At 53.0% G+C, this 17,254-nt stretch carries 16 protein-coding genes; 6 read left to right on the top strand and 10 right to left on the bottom strand.

Features of this window, described 5'->3' with window-relative positions; translation table 11 throughout:
- Positions 1–135: 135 nt before the first annotated feature.
- The 7 genes from GOV45_RS08010 to GOV45_RS07980 all read right to left on the bottom strand — a co-directional run bounded on the left by GOV45_RS08010 (position 136) and on the right by GOV45_RS07980 (position 8,563).
- On the bottom strand, positions 136–1,161 hold the full coding sequence (locus tag GOV45_RS08010; RefSeq protein ID WP_174823606.1) for a Gfo/Idh/MocA family protein: 1,026 nt from the start codon (positions 1,159–1,161) through the stop codon (positions 136–138).
- Positions 1,137–2,648, bottom strand: a complete 1,512-nt coding sequence (locus tag GOV45_RS08005; RefSeq protein ID WP_170476222.1) for a UxaA family hydrolase — start codon at positions 2,646–2,648, stop codon at positions 1,137–1,139. The genes GOV45_RS08010 and GOV45_RS08005 overlap by 25 nt, the downstream gene beginning before the upstream one ends.
- A gap of 3 nt (positions 2,649–2,651) precedes the next feature.
- The gene (locus tag GOV45_RS08000) at positions 2,652–3,599 is read right to left on the bottom strand and encodes a phytanoyl-CoA dioxygenase family protein (protein ID WP_170476220.1); all 948 of its coding nucleotides are present in this window, start codon (positions 3,597–3,599) and stop codon (positions 2,652–2,654) included.
- A 12-nt stretch (positions 3,600–3,611) separates the two neighbouring features.
- Positions 3,612–5,441 carry a TRAP transporter large permease gene (locus tag GOV45_RS07995; protein ID WP_170476218.1) on the bottom strand — a complete coding sequence of 610 codons (1,830 nt, stop codon included), beginning with the start codon at positions 5,439–5,441 and terminating at the stop codon, positions 3,612–3,614.
- On the bottom strand, positions 5,441–6,295 hold the full coding sequence (locus GOV45_RS07990) for a TRAP transporter small permease subunit (protein ID WP_170476217.1): 855 nt from the start codon (positions 6,293–6,295) through the stop codon (positions 5,441–5,443). The genes GOV45_RS07995 and GOV45_RS07990 overlap by 1 nt, the downstream gene beginning before the upstream one ends.
- Before the next feature lie 12 nt (positions 6,296–6,307).
- The gene (locus GOV45_RS07985; RefSeq protein WP_170476215.1) at positions 6,308–7,474 is read right to left on the bottom strand and encodes a mandelate racemase/muconate lactonizing enzyme family protein; all 1,167 of its coding nucleotides are present in this window, start codon (positions 7,472–7,474) and stop codon (positions 6,308–6,310) included.
- A 75-nt stretch (positions 7,475–7,549) separates the two neighbouring features.
- Positions 7,550–8,563: a TRAP transporter substrate-binding protein gene (locus tag GOV45_RS07980; RefSeq protein ID WP_170476213.1), complete on the bottom strand. Its 1,014-nt coding sequence runs from the start codon at positions 8,561–8,563 to the stop codon at positions 7,550–7,552.
- 197 nt (positions 8,564–8,760) lie between these two features.
- Here GOV45_RS07980 and GOV45_RS07975 point away from each other — a divergent pair, with 197 nt between their 5' ends.
- Complete coding sequence (locus GOV45_RS07975; protein ID WP_170476211.1) at positions 8,761–9,411, top strand: GntR family transcriptional regulator; 651 nt, start codon at positions 8,761–8,763, stop codon at positions 9,409–9,411.
- On the opposite strand, the gene denD is transcribed toward GOV45_RS07975, so the two are convergent.
- Both denD and GOV45_RS07965 read right to left on the bottom strand, forming a co-directional pair.
- The gene (denD, locus tag GOV45_RS07970) at positions 9,408–10,376 is read right to left on the bottom strand and encodes a D-erythronate dehydrogenase (RefSeq protein WP_170476209.1); all 969 of its coding nucleotides are present in this window, start codon (positions 10,374–10,376) and stop codon (positions 9,408–9,410) included. The genes GOV45_RS07975 and denD overlap by 4 nt on opposite strands.
- Positions 10,373–11,257, bottom strand: a complete 885-nt coding sequence (locus GOV45_RS07965) for an NAD(P)-dependent oxidoreductase (RefSeq protein ID WP_170476207.1) — start codon at positions 11,255–11,257, stop codon at positions 10,373–10,375. The genes denD and GOV45_RS07965 overlap by 4 nt, the downstream gene beginning before the upstream one ends.
- 189 nt (positions 11,258–11,446) lie before the next feature.
- On the opposite strand from GOV45_RS07965, the gene GOV45_RS07960 reads away from it, so the two are divergent.
- The 5 genes from GOV45_RS07960 to GOV45_RS07940 are packed head-to-tail and all read left to right on the top strand — an operon-like array spanning position 11,447 to position 16,384.
- Positions 11,447–12,205, top strand: a complete 759-nt coding sequence (locus GOV45_RS07960; RefSeq protein ID WP_170476205.1) for an SDR family oxidoreductase — start codon at positions 11,447–11,449, stop codon at positions 12,203–12,205.
- A complete protein-coding gene (locus tag GOV45_RS07955; RefSeq protein ID WP_170476204.1) occupies positions 12,202–14,001 on the top strand; it encodes an IlvD/Edd family dehydratase in 1,800 nt (599 codons plus the stop codon). Before GOV45_RS07960 ends, GOV45_RS07955 begins: the two co-directional genes overlap by 4 nt.
- Positions 14,002–14,012: 11 nt before the next feature.
- Complete coding sequence (locus tag GOV45_RS07950; RefSeq protein WP_170476202.1) at positions 14,013–14,861, top strand: fumarylacetoacetate hydrolase family protein; 849 nt, start codon at positions 14,013–14,015, stop codon at positions 14,859–14,861.
- Positions 14,854–15,777 carry a 2-hydroxyacid dehydrogenase gene (locus tag GOV45_RS07945; protein ID WP_170476200.1) on the top strand — a complete coding sequence of 308 codons (924 nt, stop codon included), beginning with the start codon at positions 14,854–14,856 and terminating at the stop codon, positions 15,775–15,777. The genes GOV45_RS07950 and GOV45_RS07945 overlap by 8 nt, the downstream gene beginning before the upstream one ends.
- Positions 15,778–15,793: 16 nt before the next feature.
- A complete protein-coding gene (locus GOV45_RS07940; RefSeq protein WP_170476198.1) occupies positions 15,794–16,384 on the top strand; it encodes a LysE family translocator in 591 nt (196 codons plus the stop codon).
- Between the two features lie 52 nt (positions 16,385–16,436).
- On the opposite strand, the gene GOV45_RS07935 is transcribed toward GOV45_RS07940, so the two are convergent.
- On the bottom strand, positions 16,437–17,204 hold the full coding sequence (locus GOV45_RS07935) for an SDR family oxidoreductase (protein WP_170476197.1): 768 nt from the start codon (positions 17,202–17,204) through the stop codon (positions 16,437–16,439).
- Positions 17,205–17,254: the final 50 nt, after the last annotated feature.

Here is a 17,254-nt window from a genome sequence, read left to right as displayed (position 1 = left end):
TGTAAAGTCGGTTTCATCAACGCATCTGAAGCCGAGGTTTCTGTTTTTTAAGCCCGACAACGCCCTGAAATCGATCCTCATTCTTTTTGACCTGGGCGAGGTAGACTGCCCATTCGGGATAATCGCAATTTGATTTCAAGCCCTAGCTTGAATGTGAGTTACTTGCTCTTTGAGCGCGGCTTCTATCGTAGTTGCGACGGCTAGAGTCCGCGCTGCATCGGAAACGTCGATAAGCGGAGGCGCACCATCGATCACTTCTAGGAAATGATCTAACTGAGCCTCAAGCGGAGTTCGTTTTTGAACTGGTTTTGGCAGCTGCTCTTTTTGCGCTGCCGTACCCCAATCACGACCGTTCCACAGGTTCAGCGACGGGAAACTAATTGCACCTTCGGTACCCGTGATCCACATCATGTCTTGATGAGTTGTGCCAATATTTGGGTTTTCGCCAATACCAGCCTCAAAACCCCATGGGCTGGGAGTAGTATCGGCAAAGCTGATTGTTCCAGTCGCGCCATTATCAAACGCAATCGCTACCGCTCCGCTTTCTATTCGGTTCGCTCCACGGACCGAAGCCCCGCGTAAGGCAACAACTTCGGAGATTTCGCCGATTGCGAAGCGTAGTACGTCTATATCGTGGACTAAATTTATCATGACGGGACTTCCGCCAGAGGTGCGCCAGTTTCCCTCAAAATAACTGTCTGGCTTGCGCATTGCCCAAATCAACGAAACGTTTACGAGCTTACCGATTGCGCCTTGTTCAATGTGGCTTTTCAATCTTTGCAAGGTCTGATGATAACGCCGATGGTGGCCGACAAGGGTGTGTATGCCTGCATTGGAAACAGCATTTTTTAGTGTTTCGGCTTCTTCCAAACTTTCTGCGACCGGCTTTTCGATCAACATATGCCATCCCCTCGATGCAGCAGAAACGCCGTGCGTCGCGTGAAGATGCGTTGGTGTGGCGATGATAACACCATCAACCTCTTCGTTGACGTCGTCCATAGAAGCAAAGCGCTTTGCGTCTATCTCAATCGATGTATCGGGATCTGCTAGTCCAACCAACGTGCAGTTGGGGTTTTGTTTTACTGCGTGAACGTGCCGAATACCAATGAGTCCGCCCCCAACGACCAGCAACCGCTTCACATTACCGCTCCGATTTGCCATGGCACGAACTCGTAATCACCAAGTCCCTGAGCTTCTGATTTGCTCGCCTCGCCAGAGGCAACGCGCAGGAATAGCTTATAGATCTCTCGGCCCTTATCCTCGACTGACACGCCATCGGTCAGAATGGTGCCTGCATCCACGTCCATATCCTCAACCATGCGTTTGGCCATAGTCGAGTTTGTCGCAACTTTGATGGTCGGGCTGGGCTTTGATCCAAAGGCCGACCCGCGCCCAGTTGTAAAGCACACGAGGTTGCAGCCAGCGGCAATCTGACCTGTGACAGATGCAGGGTCATACCCGGGGCTGTCCATGAAAACGAAACCGTTCGCAGTGACGGGTTCAGCGTATTTAAAAACGCCGTTTAACGGAGAGGTCCCTCCCTTGGCGGCAGCCCCGAGGGATTTTTCAAGGATCGTGGTCAAACCGCCTGCCTTGTTTCCGGGCGACGGGTTGTTGTCCATCGAGCCCTTGTTGCGCTCGGTATAGTCTTCCCACCAGCGCACCAGACCGACCAACCGCTCGCCGGTATCTCTGTCAACGGCGCGGCGGGTCAGCAAGTGTTCAGCCCCATAGATTTCGGGGGTTTCAGCCAGCACGCCGGTACCGCCCTGTGCTACCAGCAGATCGCAGGCATAGCCCAACGCTGGATTGGCAGTAATCCCGGACCAAGCGTCTGAGCCGCCGCATTGCAAGGCGACCATAAGTTCAGAGGCGGGGCACGGCTCGCGCTGTGCTTCATTGGCGATGGGCAACATAGCCGAGACCTTTTCGATCCCCAGTTCCACCGTCTTGCGCAACCCGGCGACAGACTGAATGTTCATTACTTGAAAACAGGGTCCTTGACGCAGGCCGTAAGCTTCCAGCAGCCAGTCGATTTGGTTCATTTCGCACCCCAGTCCGACCATGAGAACTCCGGCGTGGTTGGGGTGGCGTGCGTATCCCCACATTACGCGCTGCAGTGCTTCGAACCCTTCTCCGTCGCCTCCGATACCGCAGCCGGTTCCATGCACAAAAGCGACGACGCCGTCGACATTCGGGTACTTTTCCATAATGTCGGGCGTGAAGTGGTTGGCGATCATGCGCGCGGCGGTGGCCGAGCAGTTTACCGAAGTGACAATCGCGATGTAGTTACGTGTTCCGACACGTCCATTGGCACGACGGTACCCCATGAAAGTGTCTCGATCAGCCTCGGACACCGGTGTCACCGGACGCAGGTCCGTTGCGTATTCGTAAGCGGTATCGGTATTGCGAAAGTCCACATTCTGAGTGTGCACGTGATCGCCCGGTTCTATGTCCTCGGCAGCGTAGCCGATCAGTTGAGCGTACTTGCGGATTTCAGCGCCCTTGGCGATGGGGGCAATGGCGATCTTGTGGCCTGAAGGAATAAGCGCACGCGTGGCGCATGCTCCGATTTGCGTTCCCGCTTCGAGAGCGCGGGTCGCGGTGACGACATTGTCGGATGGATCAAGACGGACGTAATGTTTCATGAGTCAGGCGCAATATGGTCCGGAGGTGGGCCACCGATGTTGTTCAATATGAGGGCTGTTGGCGACACGCAGGCGCGTGTCCTCCCAAAGGTCGCGCCATTTGCGCCAGTCCCGCAATTCGGTTTCCGGCTTTGCGCGCGACCTTGCGACAAAGCTGGGAAAATGGTCGCGCCCGGTGCTTTGGCCGGTCACATTATAGCGCAGATCAAATGACCAGCGGTATCCGTCTGAGCGGTTCGACAGACTTGCGTGCGGAGTGAGCGGATGAAAGATTACGGCGCCGCCGGCTTTCACGGGGCACGGAACAGCCTCTTGCTGTGGCAGATAGCGTTCGCGGATGCCGGTTTGTTTGAGCGAGCAGTGCGGCAGCAATTCCGTTCCGCGACCTGGTTTGACTTGGAGGCAACCGTTCTCGACCGTGGCGTCCGTTATGGCGAGCCAAACGGTGATCATCTCGGTCTTATCGGCGCTTTCCAAAGTCACTCCCTGATCCTGATGCCAGTCGGTCGATACGATGTGCGCCCGGATCTCGTCCTTTGCGACATTTCTTTCGGGTGGCTTTATCCGGACGTGCTGTATGGGGTTTGACGTAAGTTCAGGTCCGATGAGGCTCTCGACAATGTCGAGAATACGCGGATGCGTTGCCATGTCGAACACCGCCGGCCCAAAATGCATGGGCGTTTCTTCGGTGATGTCAGCGTGGGGCAGGGAAATATCGAGCGGTTGATACCAGTCGAAACCGGATTTGTAAGCCACATCCAGTTTGTCCCAAAATCCCATATCCGACGTGGCGGCCTGCACTTTGCCCTCGGCGTGCCAGCGGTGGTAAAGTTTGTCCATCAAAGCCGTGTACTCATCGACCACAGCCTGACGAGTGGCTTCGTCAATGACGTTTTCCAATACAAGATAGCCGTCGCGCTCAAACTGCGACTTTTGTTCTTGCGTCAGCATGGTGTTACCTCCTTACAAAAGGATCTCGACGATGGGCGGCCAGATCAACAGCACAGACAAAGCAAGCAGCTGTATGCAAATGAACGGCAGGAACCCGCGGAAGATATCTGTCAGCGATATGTGAGGAGGCGCAACCGATTTCAGGTAAAAGGCCGCCGGACCAAAGGGTGGTGACAGAAAGCTTACCTGCATATTCATACAAAACAGAACCCCGAACCACACAGAAAGGTGTTTGGGATCCAGCTGGCCAATGAAACCGATTTCTTCAATCGGGAGCTTGCGCACGATCGGCAGGAATACCGGGATGATCAGCAATACGATGCCGACCCAGTCCATGAATGCGCCCATGAATAAGAGGATGACCATCATGCTAAGCAGGACCAGCATGGTCGGCATCTCAGAGCCGACGATCATATTGGCGATAAATGTGGGGCCTCCTGCAAGGGTATAGGCACCTGCCAGCGCCGCAGCACCAATTGTAACCCAGATGATTGTCCCGGTAGACCGCAACGTGCGCATCAGACCGTCCCAGACCAATGGCACTTTGCCTGGTGCCCGCATACACCAGTAAAAGAACACCACGATGTAGGTCATGGATATCCAGATCGCTTTTTGCTCGCCGCCGATATAGGTTCCAAGGCCAAAGGCGACGATTGTCGTGGCGATCAGGATGGCGATCACCTTGATCATGTTGTCTTTGAATAGCGCCTTCCAGTCCGGCCAGCTGCGGTCCATGATGATCGAAATCAGAAAGACTGCGAGCGCGCCCATTCCAGCAGCTTCGGTAATGCCCGTGATCCCTCCGTAGATGGAGCCGAGAACGACGCCGATGATGGTAAAGGGCGCAACAAGACCCTTGCCGTATTTCCACCCAAGTGCGCTACGCTTGCGTCCAAATACAAACAGCGCCAGCACCAGAAAACCGCCCAGCCACGCTGCGATATAAGGAATGTGATAGGGCATCCCCAGCGAGATCGGATCTTCGCCTTCCTCAAGGATATACTGTCCGCTAACAAGGAAAAACAACGCGCGCAATAAGAGTACGGAAGCGCCCGCTGCGCCCATGATCGACAGGAATGCTCCGAAAAGTGCTCCTTTGTGCATCCCGTCCGTTTCATGGGGTTTTCGCTCCGGCAGCGGGGCCTGACTTGGGTCCAGATTAACGCGCACCAGAATGTAGATGATGATGAATGAGGCCAGCATGAAGCCGGGAATGAAAGCACCGGTAAATAGGTTCTTAATCGATGTCTCGGTGATGAGACCATAAATGATCAGAACGATTGAGGGCGGGATCATGGTGCCCAAAGATCCTGAGGCACAGATCGTGCCGATTGCAAGATTCTGGTTGTATCCGAGCCTCAGCATCTGCGGCAAGGCGATCAGACCCAGCAGAACAACTTCGCCTCCAATGATGCCGGACATCGCTGCCATGATGACAGCCATCAGCGAGGTTACAACGGCGATGCCGCCACGCACGTTCGACAGCCAATAGTCCAATGCGTCATACATGCCTTTGGCGATCCCCGATCTTTCCAGCAGGGCCGCCATGAAGATGAACAATGGAACCGACAACAGAACATATTCGGTCATAAGATCGAATATCTTCTGTAAGAGAATGTAAAGTGCCCCGGTTCCCGGTCGTGCCGTCAGCATGCCGGGGATGTTCAGATCCGGACACGTTGCCCAGAGATAGCACTGCGGGTCCGTCAGCAGCGTCGGTTCGAACTTCAGCACAAGTACAACAAGCGCCAGAGCACCCGAGGCGAGACCAAGCGGCATGCCGATGGCCAGCAGAACAATTAGTCCGCAAACGACGACAAGCGAGATCGTTCCAATATCCATTACTTGTCTCCTACTGCGCGTTTGATGGCTTCAAGCTCTTCTTCATCAATGTCGTCGGCGGCGGTGTGTTTTTCAGGTTCGAGATTCCAGTCACAGATCAAGTTGATCACCGCCTGTATTGCCACAAGGCAGATGATGATCAGAACAGCGGGCTGAACCGTTGCCGGGATAGGTGGGTCAAAGGCCGTGCCGAAAAGCTCCCAATTGTGGAACTTGGTGATGAACACCTGCTTGTAGCTGCCAAAAACCAGACCGGCGGCGAAGATCACGAAAACAAGCGTCCAGATTGTGTCAAAAATCTTTTGCAGCCAGCGCGGGCACACATCGTAGAGGATAAAGATCCGGATGTGGCTGCGCTGTTGCATCCCGTATAGACCCGAGCACAAAAAGACGAACCCGCCAATCCAGAGTGTCAGCTCATTTGCCCAGAGTGTAGGGGCCTCAAGGGCGTAGCGCAGGAAAACCTCATATAGCATGACGCTGGTCATGAGCAGGATCAGCATCATCGTTACCCGTCCAAAGAACAGCGCAAACCGATCTATGGGCCTGTAATGCTGAAACTCCATCGAGGCCACGCGAACGCCGCGCATACCCAAGATCAGAAAGACTGGAAGCAGAAACAGCGCGGTGTAGTCGATGATGTCCGCAAATCCGCCAAAAAGGCCGGGAAGATTGGGCGCAATATCCGACCCTTCCAGCACAGCTGTAATTTGTGCCAGCTTCGATTCGTTTTCATGCGGAGCCCAGGTCAGGATATATGCAGGTATGTGCCAGATCGTCCAACTTGCGCAGAGCACGAAACACATAGGGATCACCCATTCCCAAAAGGTACCCGTTTCTTCTTCCACGATCATTCCTCCCCCTCGTCAGCAAATTTTATAATGTTCGATTACTTCGCGGTCTGGTGTGACGCCCAGTCCCGGCCCATCAGGTATCGCCACGCGACCTGCATTGGTTTTGACCTGGTTTTGAATGTTTAACGGCACGCTCAGTAACTCGTCGCGAAACCGGTTTTCTGTCGTATCGAATTCCAGCCAAGGCTCGCGCGGAAACAGCCCGCCGGGCAAAGGCGGCATGGCTGCGAGCAGTTGCAAGTTGGCTGCAACGGCAATGGCAGAGCCCCAGACGTGGTTCACAACTGGCGTGAAATGGGCATGGCACAGGCTCAGAACGCGCTGGTATTCCGTTATGCCACCAAGCGCGCAAACCTCGGGTTGCGCAATGTCGAGTCCTCTGCTCTCCAACAGCGCCTTCCAGCCCCATCGGTTGAATTCAGCTTCGCCGCCGGCAATGTTGATCTTCAGACTGCGGCGCAGTTCGGAATAACCAGCGTGATCTTCGGGGGCCACAGGTTCTTCAAACCAGTACGCGCCTAATTCATCGAGCGCCCGCCCCACATAGAACGCATCTGAAGTTGTGTAGGCGTGGTTGGCATCCGCCATAAAGTCGAAGTCTTCACCCACACCTTTGCGAACGGCTGCTGCAAGTTTGGCGTCCTCACGGGGGCCCAGTCCGATTTTCATCTTGGTGGCGGCAAATCCCGCTTCTCGGATTTCCGCAGCCTCATCCACAAAGCGCGCAGCCAGTTCGGTCACTGATTCGGGCCGCAGCATCATGCCGTACCCATAGACCCCAACACTGTTGCGATGCGCGCCGCCCAGCAGGTTGTAGATCGGCTGCCCGGTGATCTTTCCTGCAATGTCCCACAACGCGATATCAACACCAGACAATGCCTGAAGCGGCATGCCCTTTTGTCCATGATCCCGCAGAAGGTTATAGACCTTGTGCCAGATCGCATCGCGATTCATTGGATTGTCCCCGGCAATCAAAGGTTGGATCACCTTTTCGACGATGCTCTTGTTGGCCAGAGCGACATTTCCCGGCCCAAAGCATTCACCCCAGCCAGTTACGCCTTCGTTGGTTTGCACCTCGACCAGATGTGCGCTGCGTTTCGCGTAGTATTGCTGCGAATATCCCAAAAGCTCGGGCATGTCGCACGACAATACGTGGCTGGTGATGCGCGTTATCTTCATGTCTGCGTTCCGGTGACAAAAGGCGGCAGGACCATCCAGCCCTGCCGCCTTTGTTCAATCAACCCACAGGGCTGATTATTGCATAGCGCCAATGCCAATCAGGAAGTCTACGTGGCTTTGCAGCAGTTCCTGGGCTTCGGGCGTGGTTGCGAACTCTTCCCAGCCAGCTTTAACCGCTGTCCGGAATTTGCCCAACTCTTCAGGCGACCATTCATAGAGGTTGACGCCTTTGGCTTTCAGTTCGACCGCGTTCTGCGCGTTTTTCACCTCGTTTATGGTCGCATTGTGCAGCGCGAGGCTGTCCATGGCGACCTCCATGATCTTGCGGTGATGTGCTGGCATGGCTTCCCAGACATCGGTGCGGCATGCAAGGTGGTCCGCCGGCATGGAGTGGAAGCCGGGGTAGTTGGTGTGCTTGGCTATGTCGTAAAGACCAAGGCCGATGTTGTTGGTAAGGTTTGCCGCGTCAGCACCGTCAATGATGCCGGTCTCCAGCGCTGTGAAGATCTCGTTAAAGTCCATCACGATCGGAGATGCGCCAAGGTTTGCAAAGACTTTAGTTGCCAGACCCGGAGGCGAACGGAATTTCCAGTCTTTGAAGTCTTCAACGCCGCGGATCGGACGCGTGGAGCTCAACGATTCAGGACCCGGAATCCACCAGCCCACAAAGCTCATGTTGTGCTGTTTATAAAGCTTGTCGATCGCCGCGCGACCGTCACCATGCAAGAGCCACGCCATCTGTTGATAAGGGTTGGAGTAGCCACCCATGAGATCGCCAGTGAACTGGAACGCTGGGTTTTTACCGGTTTGGTAAGCACCGCCCGTCATGTCGCAGTCAAGAATTCCCGTTGCGGCTGCGTCGAAAGTCTCTGCCGATTTCACAACCGAGGACGCATAGAACATCTCGACCTCGATTTCGCCATTCGACATTTCCTGAATGTCGTTGATGTACTTTTCAGCAAGCTGACCTGACAGGGTTTCCTGGCTGAAGTGTGTTTGAATACGAAGCTTTGTCGTTTGAGCCATCGCGAAACCGGCGGCCATTGTCGTAGCTACGGCCGCTATGGCCGCTGTTTTGACTATTTTCATATTGTCCTCCCAGACGTTTAGCGTTGCGCGGATTGAAGATCCTGCTGCCTCCATTGCAATCACGCTGCTTGACGTTAAGCCGACGAATCAAATGCAACAAGAAAAATTTGAAATTCCTGAAAATTTCGAGATTCTTGCAATAATTCAAAATTATCTCTACGACCATTAGTGTATGAGAGCCGAAGGCACCTGATCAAATGAATCAAGAAGTCGATATTTATCAAGACCTTAAGATACGCCTCATCTCGAATGGATTCGAGCACGGATCGAAGGTGCGGGCGGAGGAATTGCGAAAGGAATACGGTTGTTCGGCGAGTACCGTTCGAGAAATACTTTTCCGACTTGCCTCGGTTGGGCTGACGGACTTCCAAGAACAAAGAGGGTTTCGAGTACCCGAGCGGTCGCCGCAAAAACTAATTGAACTTACCCATTTGCGCATTTTGTTGGAGGGAGAGGGAACCTCTATGTCGATCCGCAATGGCGGTGTTGACTGGGAGGCGCGGTTGACCGCGGCGCATCATAAACTCAGTCACATTGAAAAACGCATACACGGCACGAATGATCCAAGCGATCTGGTTGCGATATGGTTTGCGTCAGAAAAAGAATTCCATGAAACGCTGATTTCTGCTTGTGGATCAGAAATACTTAAGAAAATGCATGGAAGAATTTATGCACAATTTCGTCAGCAATTGATGGTGGCGGATCGGAAGTTTGGCTTTATCTCAGAAAACATTGATCATCACGCAAACATTCTGGAAGCAGCGTTGTCAGGGGATGAACACCTGACGCGGATGAAAATACATGATCATCTCAAGCGGCATTTGACCGGTAGAACGATGGGCGACTAATGTTGGAAATCGTCTTCCAAGTACACCCTAATGATTTCTTCGAAATTGGTTTCTGCCTTAAACCCAAGGCCTAATGCGCGATCTGGTTTAAAGTCACGCGGCCACCCTTTGACAATCTCATCGACTGCGGGATTGGGGACGCTTTTGATTAGGTTGACCGCTTCTTGCCCGGCAACATTTCGTAACGCTTCGATTTGTTCAGCCACGGTGCAGCTTACCCCCGGCATGTTTAAAGCGCGTCGACCGTTTAGCAATTGGGTATCCAGATTTGCAGCGTGAGTGAGAAACGCGGCAGCCGCGCGAGGACTGGCATGCCAATGCCGAACCGTATCAACAACAGGCAACTCGGCTTCTTTCCCGTTCAGCGGCTCACGAATTATTCCTGAGAAGAAAGAAGAAGCTGCAGCATTCGCCTTTCCCGGCCGAACACACAAAGTAGGCAACCTAAGCGAAATTCCATCAATATATCCTTTGCGGCTGAAATCCGAGACCATCAGCTCGGAGGCAGCTTTTTGTGACCCGTAGCTTGTCAAAGGGGCACACAGGAAGTCATCGCCAATTTTTTCGGGGAAGGGTGCTCCAAAAACTGCGATTGACGACGCGAATACCATCTTCGGCCGATAGGTGCCTTTTGATGCTTCGTGCTCGGCCTTAAGTGCATTCAGCAACTCCCACGTCGCCATGAGGTTGACGTCCCAACCCAAGGGAAAGTCGATTTCTGCATGACCCGAGACGATTGCAGCAAGATGAAAGATCACGTCGTAGCGCTGGGCGGCCAACTCTTTCGCCTTGTCTGAGTGTGAAATATCCCCGTGCACCCTAGTCACGTCGATGCCATTATCGGGGAAACACAGATCGAAAAGCGTGATTTGCGCATCATGGCCAAGTTCCATTTCGGTCACAATCCGGTGCGCCAGTTTTTGCCCCAACATTCCACCGCCGCCGATTACAAGTACTTTCTTCACGTCAGTCCATTCCGTCTTTTGAGTTCCAGATACAGCGCCGAGTGATCAAGCTCGGCGCCATTCATTTCTTCAATCAGATACTCGAAACGATCGCGCACCAACCGGGTCGTAGGCAACTCTAGTTTCAAAGAGTTTGCTTCATCCAATGTATTGTTGAGATCTTTTAATTGAAACTTGGATAACCCTCCGGGGACAAAGTTACCTTCGGACATACGCTCGCCATGCTGTTGTAGGATTACGCTGTCTGCAAATCCGCCCCTTAGTGCGGCACGCAACGCAGCCGGATCGGCGCCGCCCTTTTCAGCCAACAGTGTTGCCTCTGCGACAGCGGATATTGTGACGGCAACAATTGCTTGGTTAGCAAGCTTGCAAAGCTGTCCCGCACCGCTTGGGCCGACGTGAACAGGTCGACCCATTGCGGAAAGGACTGTGCCAACTTTGTCCATAACCGATTTTTCGCCACCGACCATGATTGCCAAGGTTCCGGCCTGCGCACCTTTGGTTCCGCCAGAGACGGGAGCATCCAGATGAGCAATCTCCTTTGCGGCTAGTTTTTTGGATTGTGCACGTGCGTGTTCAGGCTTGGCACTGGACATGTCGATCCAGATCATTCCGGGGTCTAGCGAATCGAAAAATGCGGGGTCTGATAAAAGGGCGCCTGTCGCGTGTCCGTCAGATAACATCGTTATTACTATGTCCGCTCCCGCAATGGCCTCGGCTGCTGTCGTGGTCGTCCTTGCACCTTCCCTGACAAGCGGCTTCACCTTTTCCGGGCTACGGTTCCATACGGTAAGTGGGTAACCCGCCTTCATCAGGTTTTGCGCCATGGGCGCACCCATCAAGCCGGTGCCGATCAGTGTCACGTTTTGCAGATCGCTCATATCGCCTGTCCTTCCAAAGTGGTTCCGAGCTTGGTTATGGTCAAACCGATTTACCTGTCATACGCTAACGTATTGAGGGTCATGCACCAGAAGTCGTTGAAAAACCATCATTGGTTTTTTGCTTTTGGATTGGGTAAGTGTACGAAGTCCCGCTTGTTCGAAACATGTTCAGAAGGTTAAATTTTCCATATGACAGAAAGACTTAAGGGAAAGCGTGTCTTGGTTACGGCCGCTGGTCAGGGGATTGGGCGTGCTAGCGCCATCGCTATGGCAAAAGAGGGCGCACAGGTTTTCGCAACAGATATTAACCTTGAAGGACTATCTTCGATTCGCGACGGGAATCTCGAAAATATCGAAATTTTCGAGATGGATGTGCTGAGCGACGACAGTGTGCGCGAGGGTGTAAAAAGAGCGGACCCGAACGTTTTGTTCAACTGCGCGGGATTCGTACATCACGGCACTATTCTGGATTCGACGGATGACGAGTTGGAATTCGCATCGAACCTGAATGTCCGTTCGATGGTCCGGACAATCAAGGCTTCCTTGCCAGGTATGCTAGAGCGCGGTGAAGGCTCGATTATTAATATGTCTTCTGCCTTGGGTTCTATAATCGGCGCGCCGAACCGTTTTATTTATGGGACGACAAAGGCCGCCGTTGTCGGACTGACAAAGTCGGTTGCCGTGGACTTTATTACGCAGGGTATCCGGTGTAATTGCATTTGCCCCGGCACAGTCGATAGTCCTAGCTGGAGGAATAGGGTTGATGCACTGGGCGAGCAGTTGGGCAGCCGGGAAAAGGCACTTGCCCAGTTCGTTGCCCGGCAACCTATGGGGCGAGTAGCCAAAGCAGAAGAAATAGCGGCTCTGGTTGTTTATCTGGCAAGCGACGAGAGCGCGTTTACAACGGGACATACGCACATAATTGATGGGGGTTGGTCAGGCCAATGACAAAGAAAATTTCGATTGACGACTTGCGCTCACGCAAGTGGTTTATGAACTCTGAAAATCTCGAAATGACCGCTCTTTATCTCGAGAGGTATCTAAACTACGGGCTGACCCGGGAGGAGCTGCAATCCGGCAAGCCGATTATCGGTATTGCCCAAACGGGTAGTGATCTGAGCCCGTGCAATCGTCACCATATCGAGTTGTCCAAGCGTGTTCGTGACGGAATTATAGCGGCTGGTGGGACGTGCATTGAAATCCCGGTGCACCCGATTCAGGAAACTGGCAAACGGCCCACAGCCTCACTTGATCGAAACCTTGCATATTTGTCATTGGTGGAAAGTTTGTTTGGATACCCTTTGGATGGGGTGGTTCTGAACATCGGCTGCGACAAGACGACTCCGGCACTTTTGATGGCAGCCGCCACGGTCAATATTCCTGCTATCGCCCTTTCAGTCGGTCCTATGTTGAACGGTTGGTGGAAAGGCGAACGGGCCGGGTCAGGGACAGTTATTTGGAAGGCGCGAGAAGATCTTGCAGCGGGTGAAATTGACACGGATGAATTCATGGAAATCGCCGCTGCGTCAGCGCCCTCAGTTGGTTACTGCAACACCATGGGCACAGCCACGACCATGAACTCATTGGCAGAAGCTCTTGGGATGCAACTGCCAGGATCCGCTGCAATTCCAGCACCTTACCGAGAGCGCGGGCAAATCAGCTATGAAACCGGAAAACGCATTGTCGAGATGGTTTGGGAAGATCTTCGCCCCAGCGAAGTGATGACGCGAGAGGCATTTGAAAACGCGATTGTAATCAACTCGGCGATTGGCGGGTCAACGAATGCGCCAATTCATTTAAACGCGATCGCCAGACACTTGGGTGTGCCACTCAATAATGATGATTGGCAGAACTTCGGTCACGATATCCCATTGTTAGTAAATATGCAGCCGGCAGGAAAATATCTTGGTGAAGACTACCAACAAGCTGGAGGTGTTCCTGCAGTGGTAGGCGAATTGATAGCGGGGGGACTGCTGCCAAATCCGGGTGCACTGACCGTGAACGGCAAGTCGATGGGCGAGAATTCGTCATCACGGCGATCATTGAACGATGACGTGATCAAACAGGCGAGCAACCCTGTCAAAAGTCAGGCTGGATTTATCAACTTATCCGGCAACCTTTTCGAAAGTGCGATCATGAAGACTTCTGTGATCTCGCCAGCCTTTCGCCAAGCTTACCTTTCCAACCCAGAGGATCCAGATGCGTTTGAAGGACGGGCCGTCGTCTTTGATGGACCCGAAGACTTTCATCACCGGATAGATGACCCGGCGGAAAATATCGACGCCGATTGTATCCTAATCATGCGAGGCGCCGGTCCTAAAGGTTATCCGGGGGCGGCCGAAGTGGTGAATATGCGACCACCATCATATCTGCTGAAACAGGGCGTCGAAGCACTTCCATGTATTGGCGATGGTCGGCAATCTGGTACTTCAGGAAGTCCTTCCATTCTCAACGCTTCTCCTGAGGCTGCCGAAGGTGGCGGGCTCGCCCTTGTGAGAAACGGAGATCGGCTGCGTATCGATCTGGCAAAGGGCACCGCTGATATGCTTGTTTCATTGGACGTACTAAATGAGCGAGCCCGAGAACTGGAGGCAAGCGGCGGTTATTCGATGCCACCTAACCAATCGCCATGGCAGGAGATTTTCCGCGAAAAAATCGATCGACTGGATCAAGGAATGACTCTGAAAGGTGCAGACAAGTACAAGGACATCGCGCGCCAGTTCATGCCACGCGATAATCACTAAAAGGAACTGAAATGAAACTCGTTCGTTACGGAGCCGCAGGAGCAGAAAAACCTGCGTTGTTAGACGATGCCGGTCAGTTGCGCGATTTGTCCGCGCATGTTGACGATATCACAGGTGATGTTTTGGATGACGCCAATCTTGCGCGCCTACGTGAGCTTGATCCGGACAGCCTTCCGATCGTCACTGGTGAGCATCGTATTGGAGCATGTGTGGGGAACATAGGAAAATTCCTCTGCATAGGACTCAACTATTCGGACCATGCGGCAGAAACCGGCGCGGCCATACCTGAACACCCAATTCTATTTTTCAAAGCAAATTCGGCAATTGTGGGGGCCAACGATGATGTTGTCATGCCACGCGGGTCGACCCATACGGATTGGGAGTGTGAGTTGGGCGTCGTCATAGGGAAGACTGCAAAATATGTTTCCAAAGACAAAGCACTGGAACATGTCGCGGGCTACTGCATCGTTAACGATGTGTCTGAAAGGCATTTTCAAACGCAATTGACGGGTCAATGGACAAAAGGAAAGTCCTGCGACACCTTCGGCCCAACAGGTCCGTGGTTGGTTACGCGGGATGAGGTCCCGGATCCACAGAAGCTGGGCATGACGCTCGATGTGAATGGAAAGCGCATGCAGACCGGTAATACGGCGACCATGATCTTTACCGTCGCTGAGATTATCGAGCACCTTAGCCATCTGTTCACCCTGCATCCCGGCGACGTGATTTCTACAGGGACGCCGCCCGGTGTCGGGATGGGGATCAAACCGGAACCTGTATATCTTAAGAAAGGCGATGTCATGGAGTTGCGCATCGATGGTCTTGGTGTACAGCGCCAACAGGTTGATCAAGATGCCTGACTTATTACAGATCGGTGGCATAACTGAACGGATGAGATCGCGTTTATCCGAAGCGTTCGATATCCACCAGTTGGACAGTTTTGACGCAGAAAGTATAACCCACATTGTCACAAATGGTCATGACGGAGTGGCGCCAGACCTTTTGGCGTCTTTACCAAATCTAAAAATGATCAGCGTCTATGGTGTCGGTTACGATGCAGTTGACGCAGGCGCTGCGGCGCAGCGTGGCGTGGTAGTGACCCATACTCCGGATGTTTTGAACAACGAAGTCGCCACAACAGCGGTTTTACTAATGTTGTCCTGCTATAGAGAACTCTTGCGCGATGACGCCTATGTTCGATCCGGTCAGTGGGAGGCAGAAGGAAATGCGCCACTAACACGTTCGGCGGATAACCAAAAGGTTGGAATTTTGGGTCTTGGACGAATAGGTCAGGCGATTGCAGACAAGCTGAAGCCGTGGGCACCCGAAATATCATACCATTCGCGCAATGCGAAAGACGTCCCTTTCAGGTACTTCGATAACCTGCAGGAAATGGCAAGGCACGTGGACGTTCTGATCTGCATAACTCCGGGTGGGCCATCGACGAACAAGATGGTCAATGCGGATGTGCTGAATGCTTTGGGGTCAAACGGCACATTGATTAATGTCAGCCGTGGGTCGGTCGTAGATGAAGAGGCGCTCATTGAAGCTCTGCAAAACGGCAGCCTTGGTTGGGCCGGGTTGGATGTTTTTCAGAAGGAACCACATGTTCCCAAAGCTTTACGCGAATTGTCTAATGTTGTGCTATTGCCTCATGCAGGCAGCGCCACAACAGAAACGCGTGCGGCTATGGGTGACCTGACGGTCGACAATCTGTTGCGACACATACACGACGGGTCGGTGATCACGGCGGTTCCGGAATGCAGGCATTTGTGAAAGACCGCACTGACAAATGCTAGAATTTGTCGTCGCGGTATTCTTTCTACTCATCACCCCGGGACCCGGCGTTCTTACAACGGCCGGAATTGGGGCTGCGTTTGGATTTCGCGCCGGTCTTGCATTCATAACCGGGTTGATGCTGGGTGGGTTCATCAACATGATGTTGGTTGTGTCTGGCGTGGCGGCTGCGGCATTGGCTGCACCGCTTCTAAGGACGTTATTGCTTTTTGCGTCAGTCAGTTACCTGGTCTATTTAGCTTGGCGAATTGCCAGCGCCGGTTCAAAGATTGGGTTTTCTCCGGCCAACTCGCCGCTTGGTTTTTTCAACGGCTTGGCGCTGCAATTTATTAACCCGAAAGCCTATGTGGTCAGCACAGCCTTATTTTCTGGCTTTGCATTTATGCCTGATGCACCAATCTGGGAAGTCGTGACCAAAATTGTGGTTTTCAACCTGATTTGGGTGCCAGTGCATCTAATTTGGCTTGGTGCCGGTGTAAAGCTTGGGAGTCTGGATCTCAGTCAACGGGCGCACAAGCGTATTAATATTGCCATGGCAGTCGCGCTTTTGGCCGTTGTGGCCATGGCCTTGATTTCAAGCTATTGATATCGCGTCTTCGTTAAGGCGCTGATTTCCTGTCCCTGTCGGGATATTTCCATCAAAGCGATGCTGTTATCCCGCCATCAACATAGAGTGTATGCCCATTGACAAAACTGGACGCGGTTGACGCGAGAAAGATTGCTGCTCCGACCAATTCTTCAACGTTTCCCCATCGGCCAGCTGGGGTTCTTTTTTCAAGCCAGGCGCTAAATTCCGGGTCGGCAACTAATGCGGCGTTCAACGGTGTGTCGAAATAGCCTGGCGCTATCGCGTTGCAGTTTAGCCCATATCGCGCCCAATCTGTCGCCATTCCTTTGGTCAAGTTGGCCACAGCCCCTTTTGTCGCCGTGTAAGGCGCGATACCCGGGCGGGCAAGTGCGGACTGAACCGAAGCAATGTTGATTATCTTGCCGGTTTTTCTTTGAATCATATGACGCGCGACCGCCTGTCCAACGTGAAAAACGGACGCAATATTCGTTTGCAAAAGATTTTCGAACGCATCGGCAGGGAAATTTTGTAACTCGCTTCTATGCTGCATTCCCGCATTGTTGAACAAAATATCTATTGGGCCAGTAGTTGCTTCAAACCTGTCTATCGCAACTTTGACTTCTTCATGTTTGGTCACGTCAAATGCTAACTCATGCACGGTCGCTCCCGCACTTGTCAGTTCGGTTGCTGCTGCGGTCAACTTTGCCGTATTGCGCCCATTCAAAACGATCTCTGCTCCGGCTCCCGCGAGTCCTTGCGCAAGAGCAAACCCAATTCCCTGACTCGATCCGGTAATTAACGCCCTTGCGCCATTCAAGTTGAAGATTTCCAGCGTCATGCAAAATTCCCTTGGTTGTGGGCGTCGACTATTCGTATCCTTAATTGATC

The sequence above is a fragment of the Ruegeria arenilitoris genome (genome assembly GCF_013035425.1).
GTDB lineage: Bacteria > Pseudomonadota > Alphaproteobacteria > Rhodobacterales > Rhodobacteraceae > Ruegeria > Ruegeria arenilitoris_A.
Note: the sequence above shows the minus strand (reverse complement) of the source record. Positions and strands in the feature narration are given on the sequence as shown.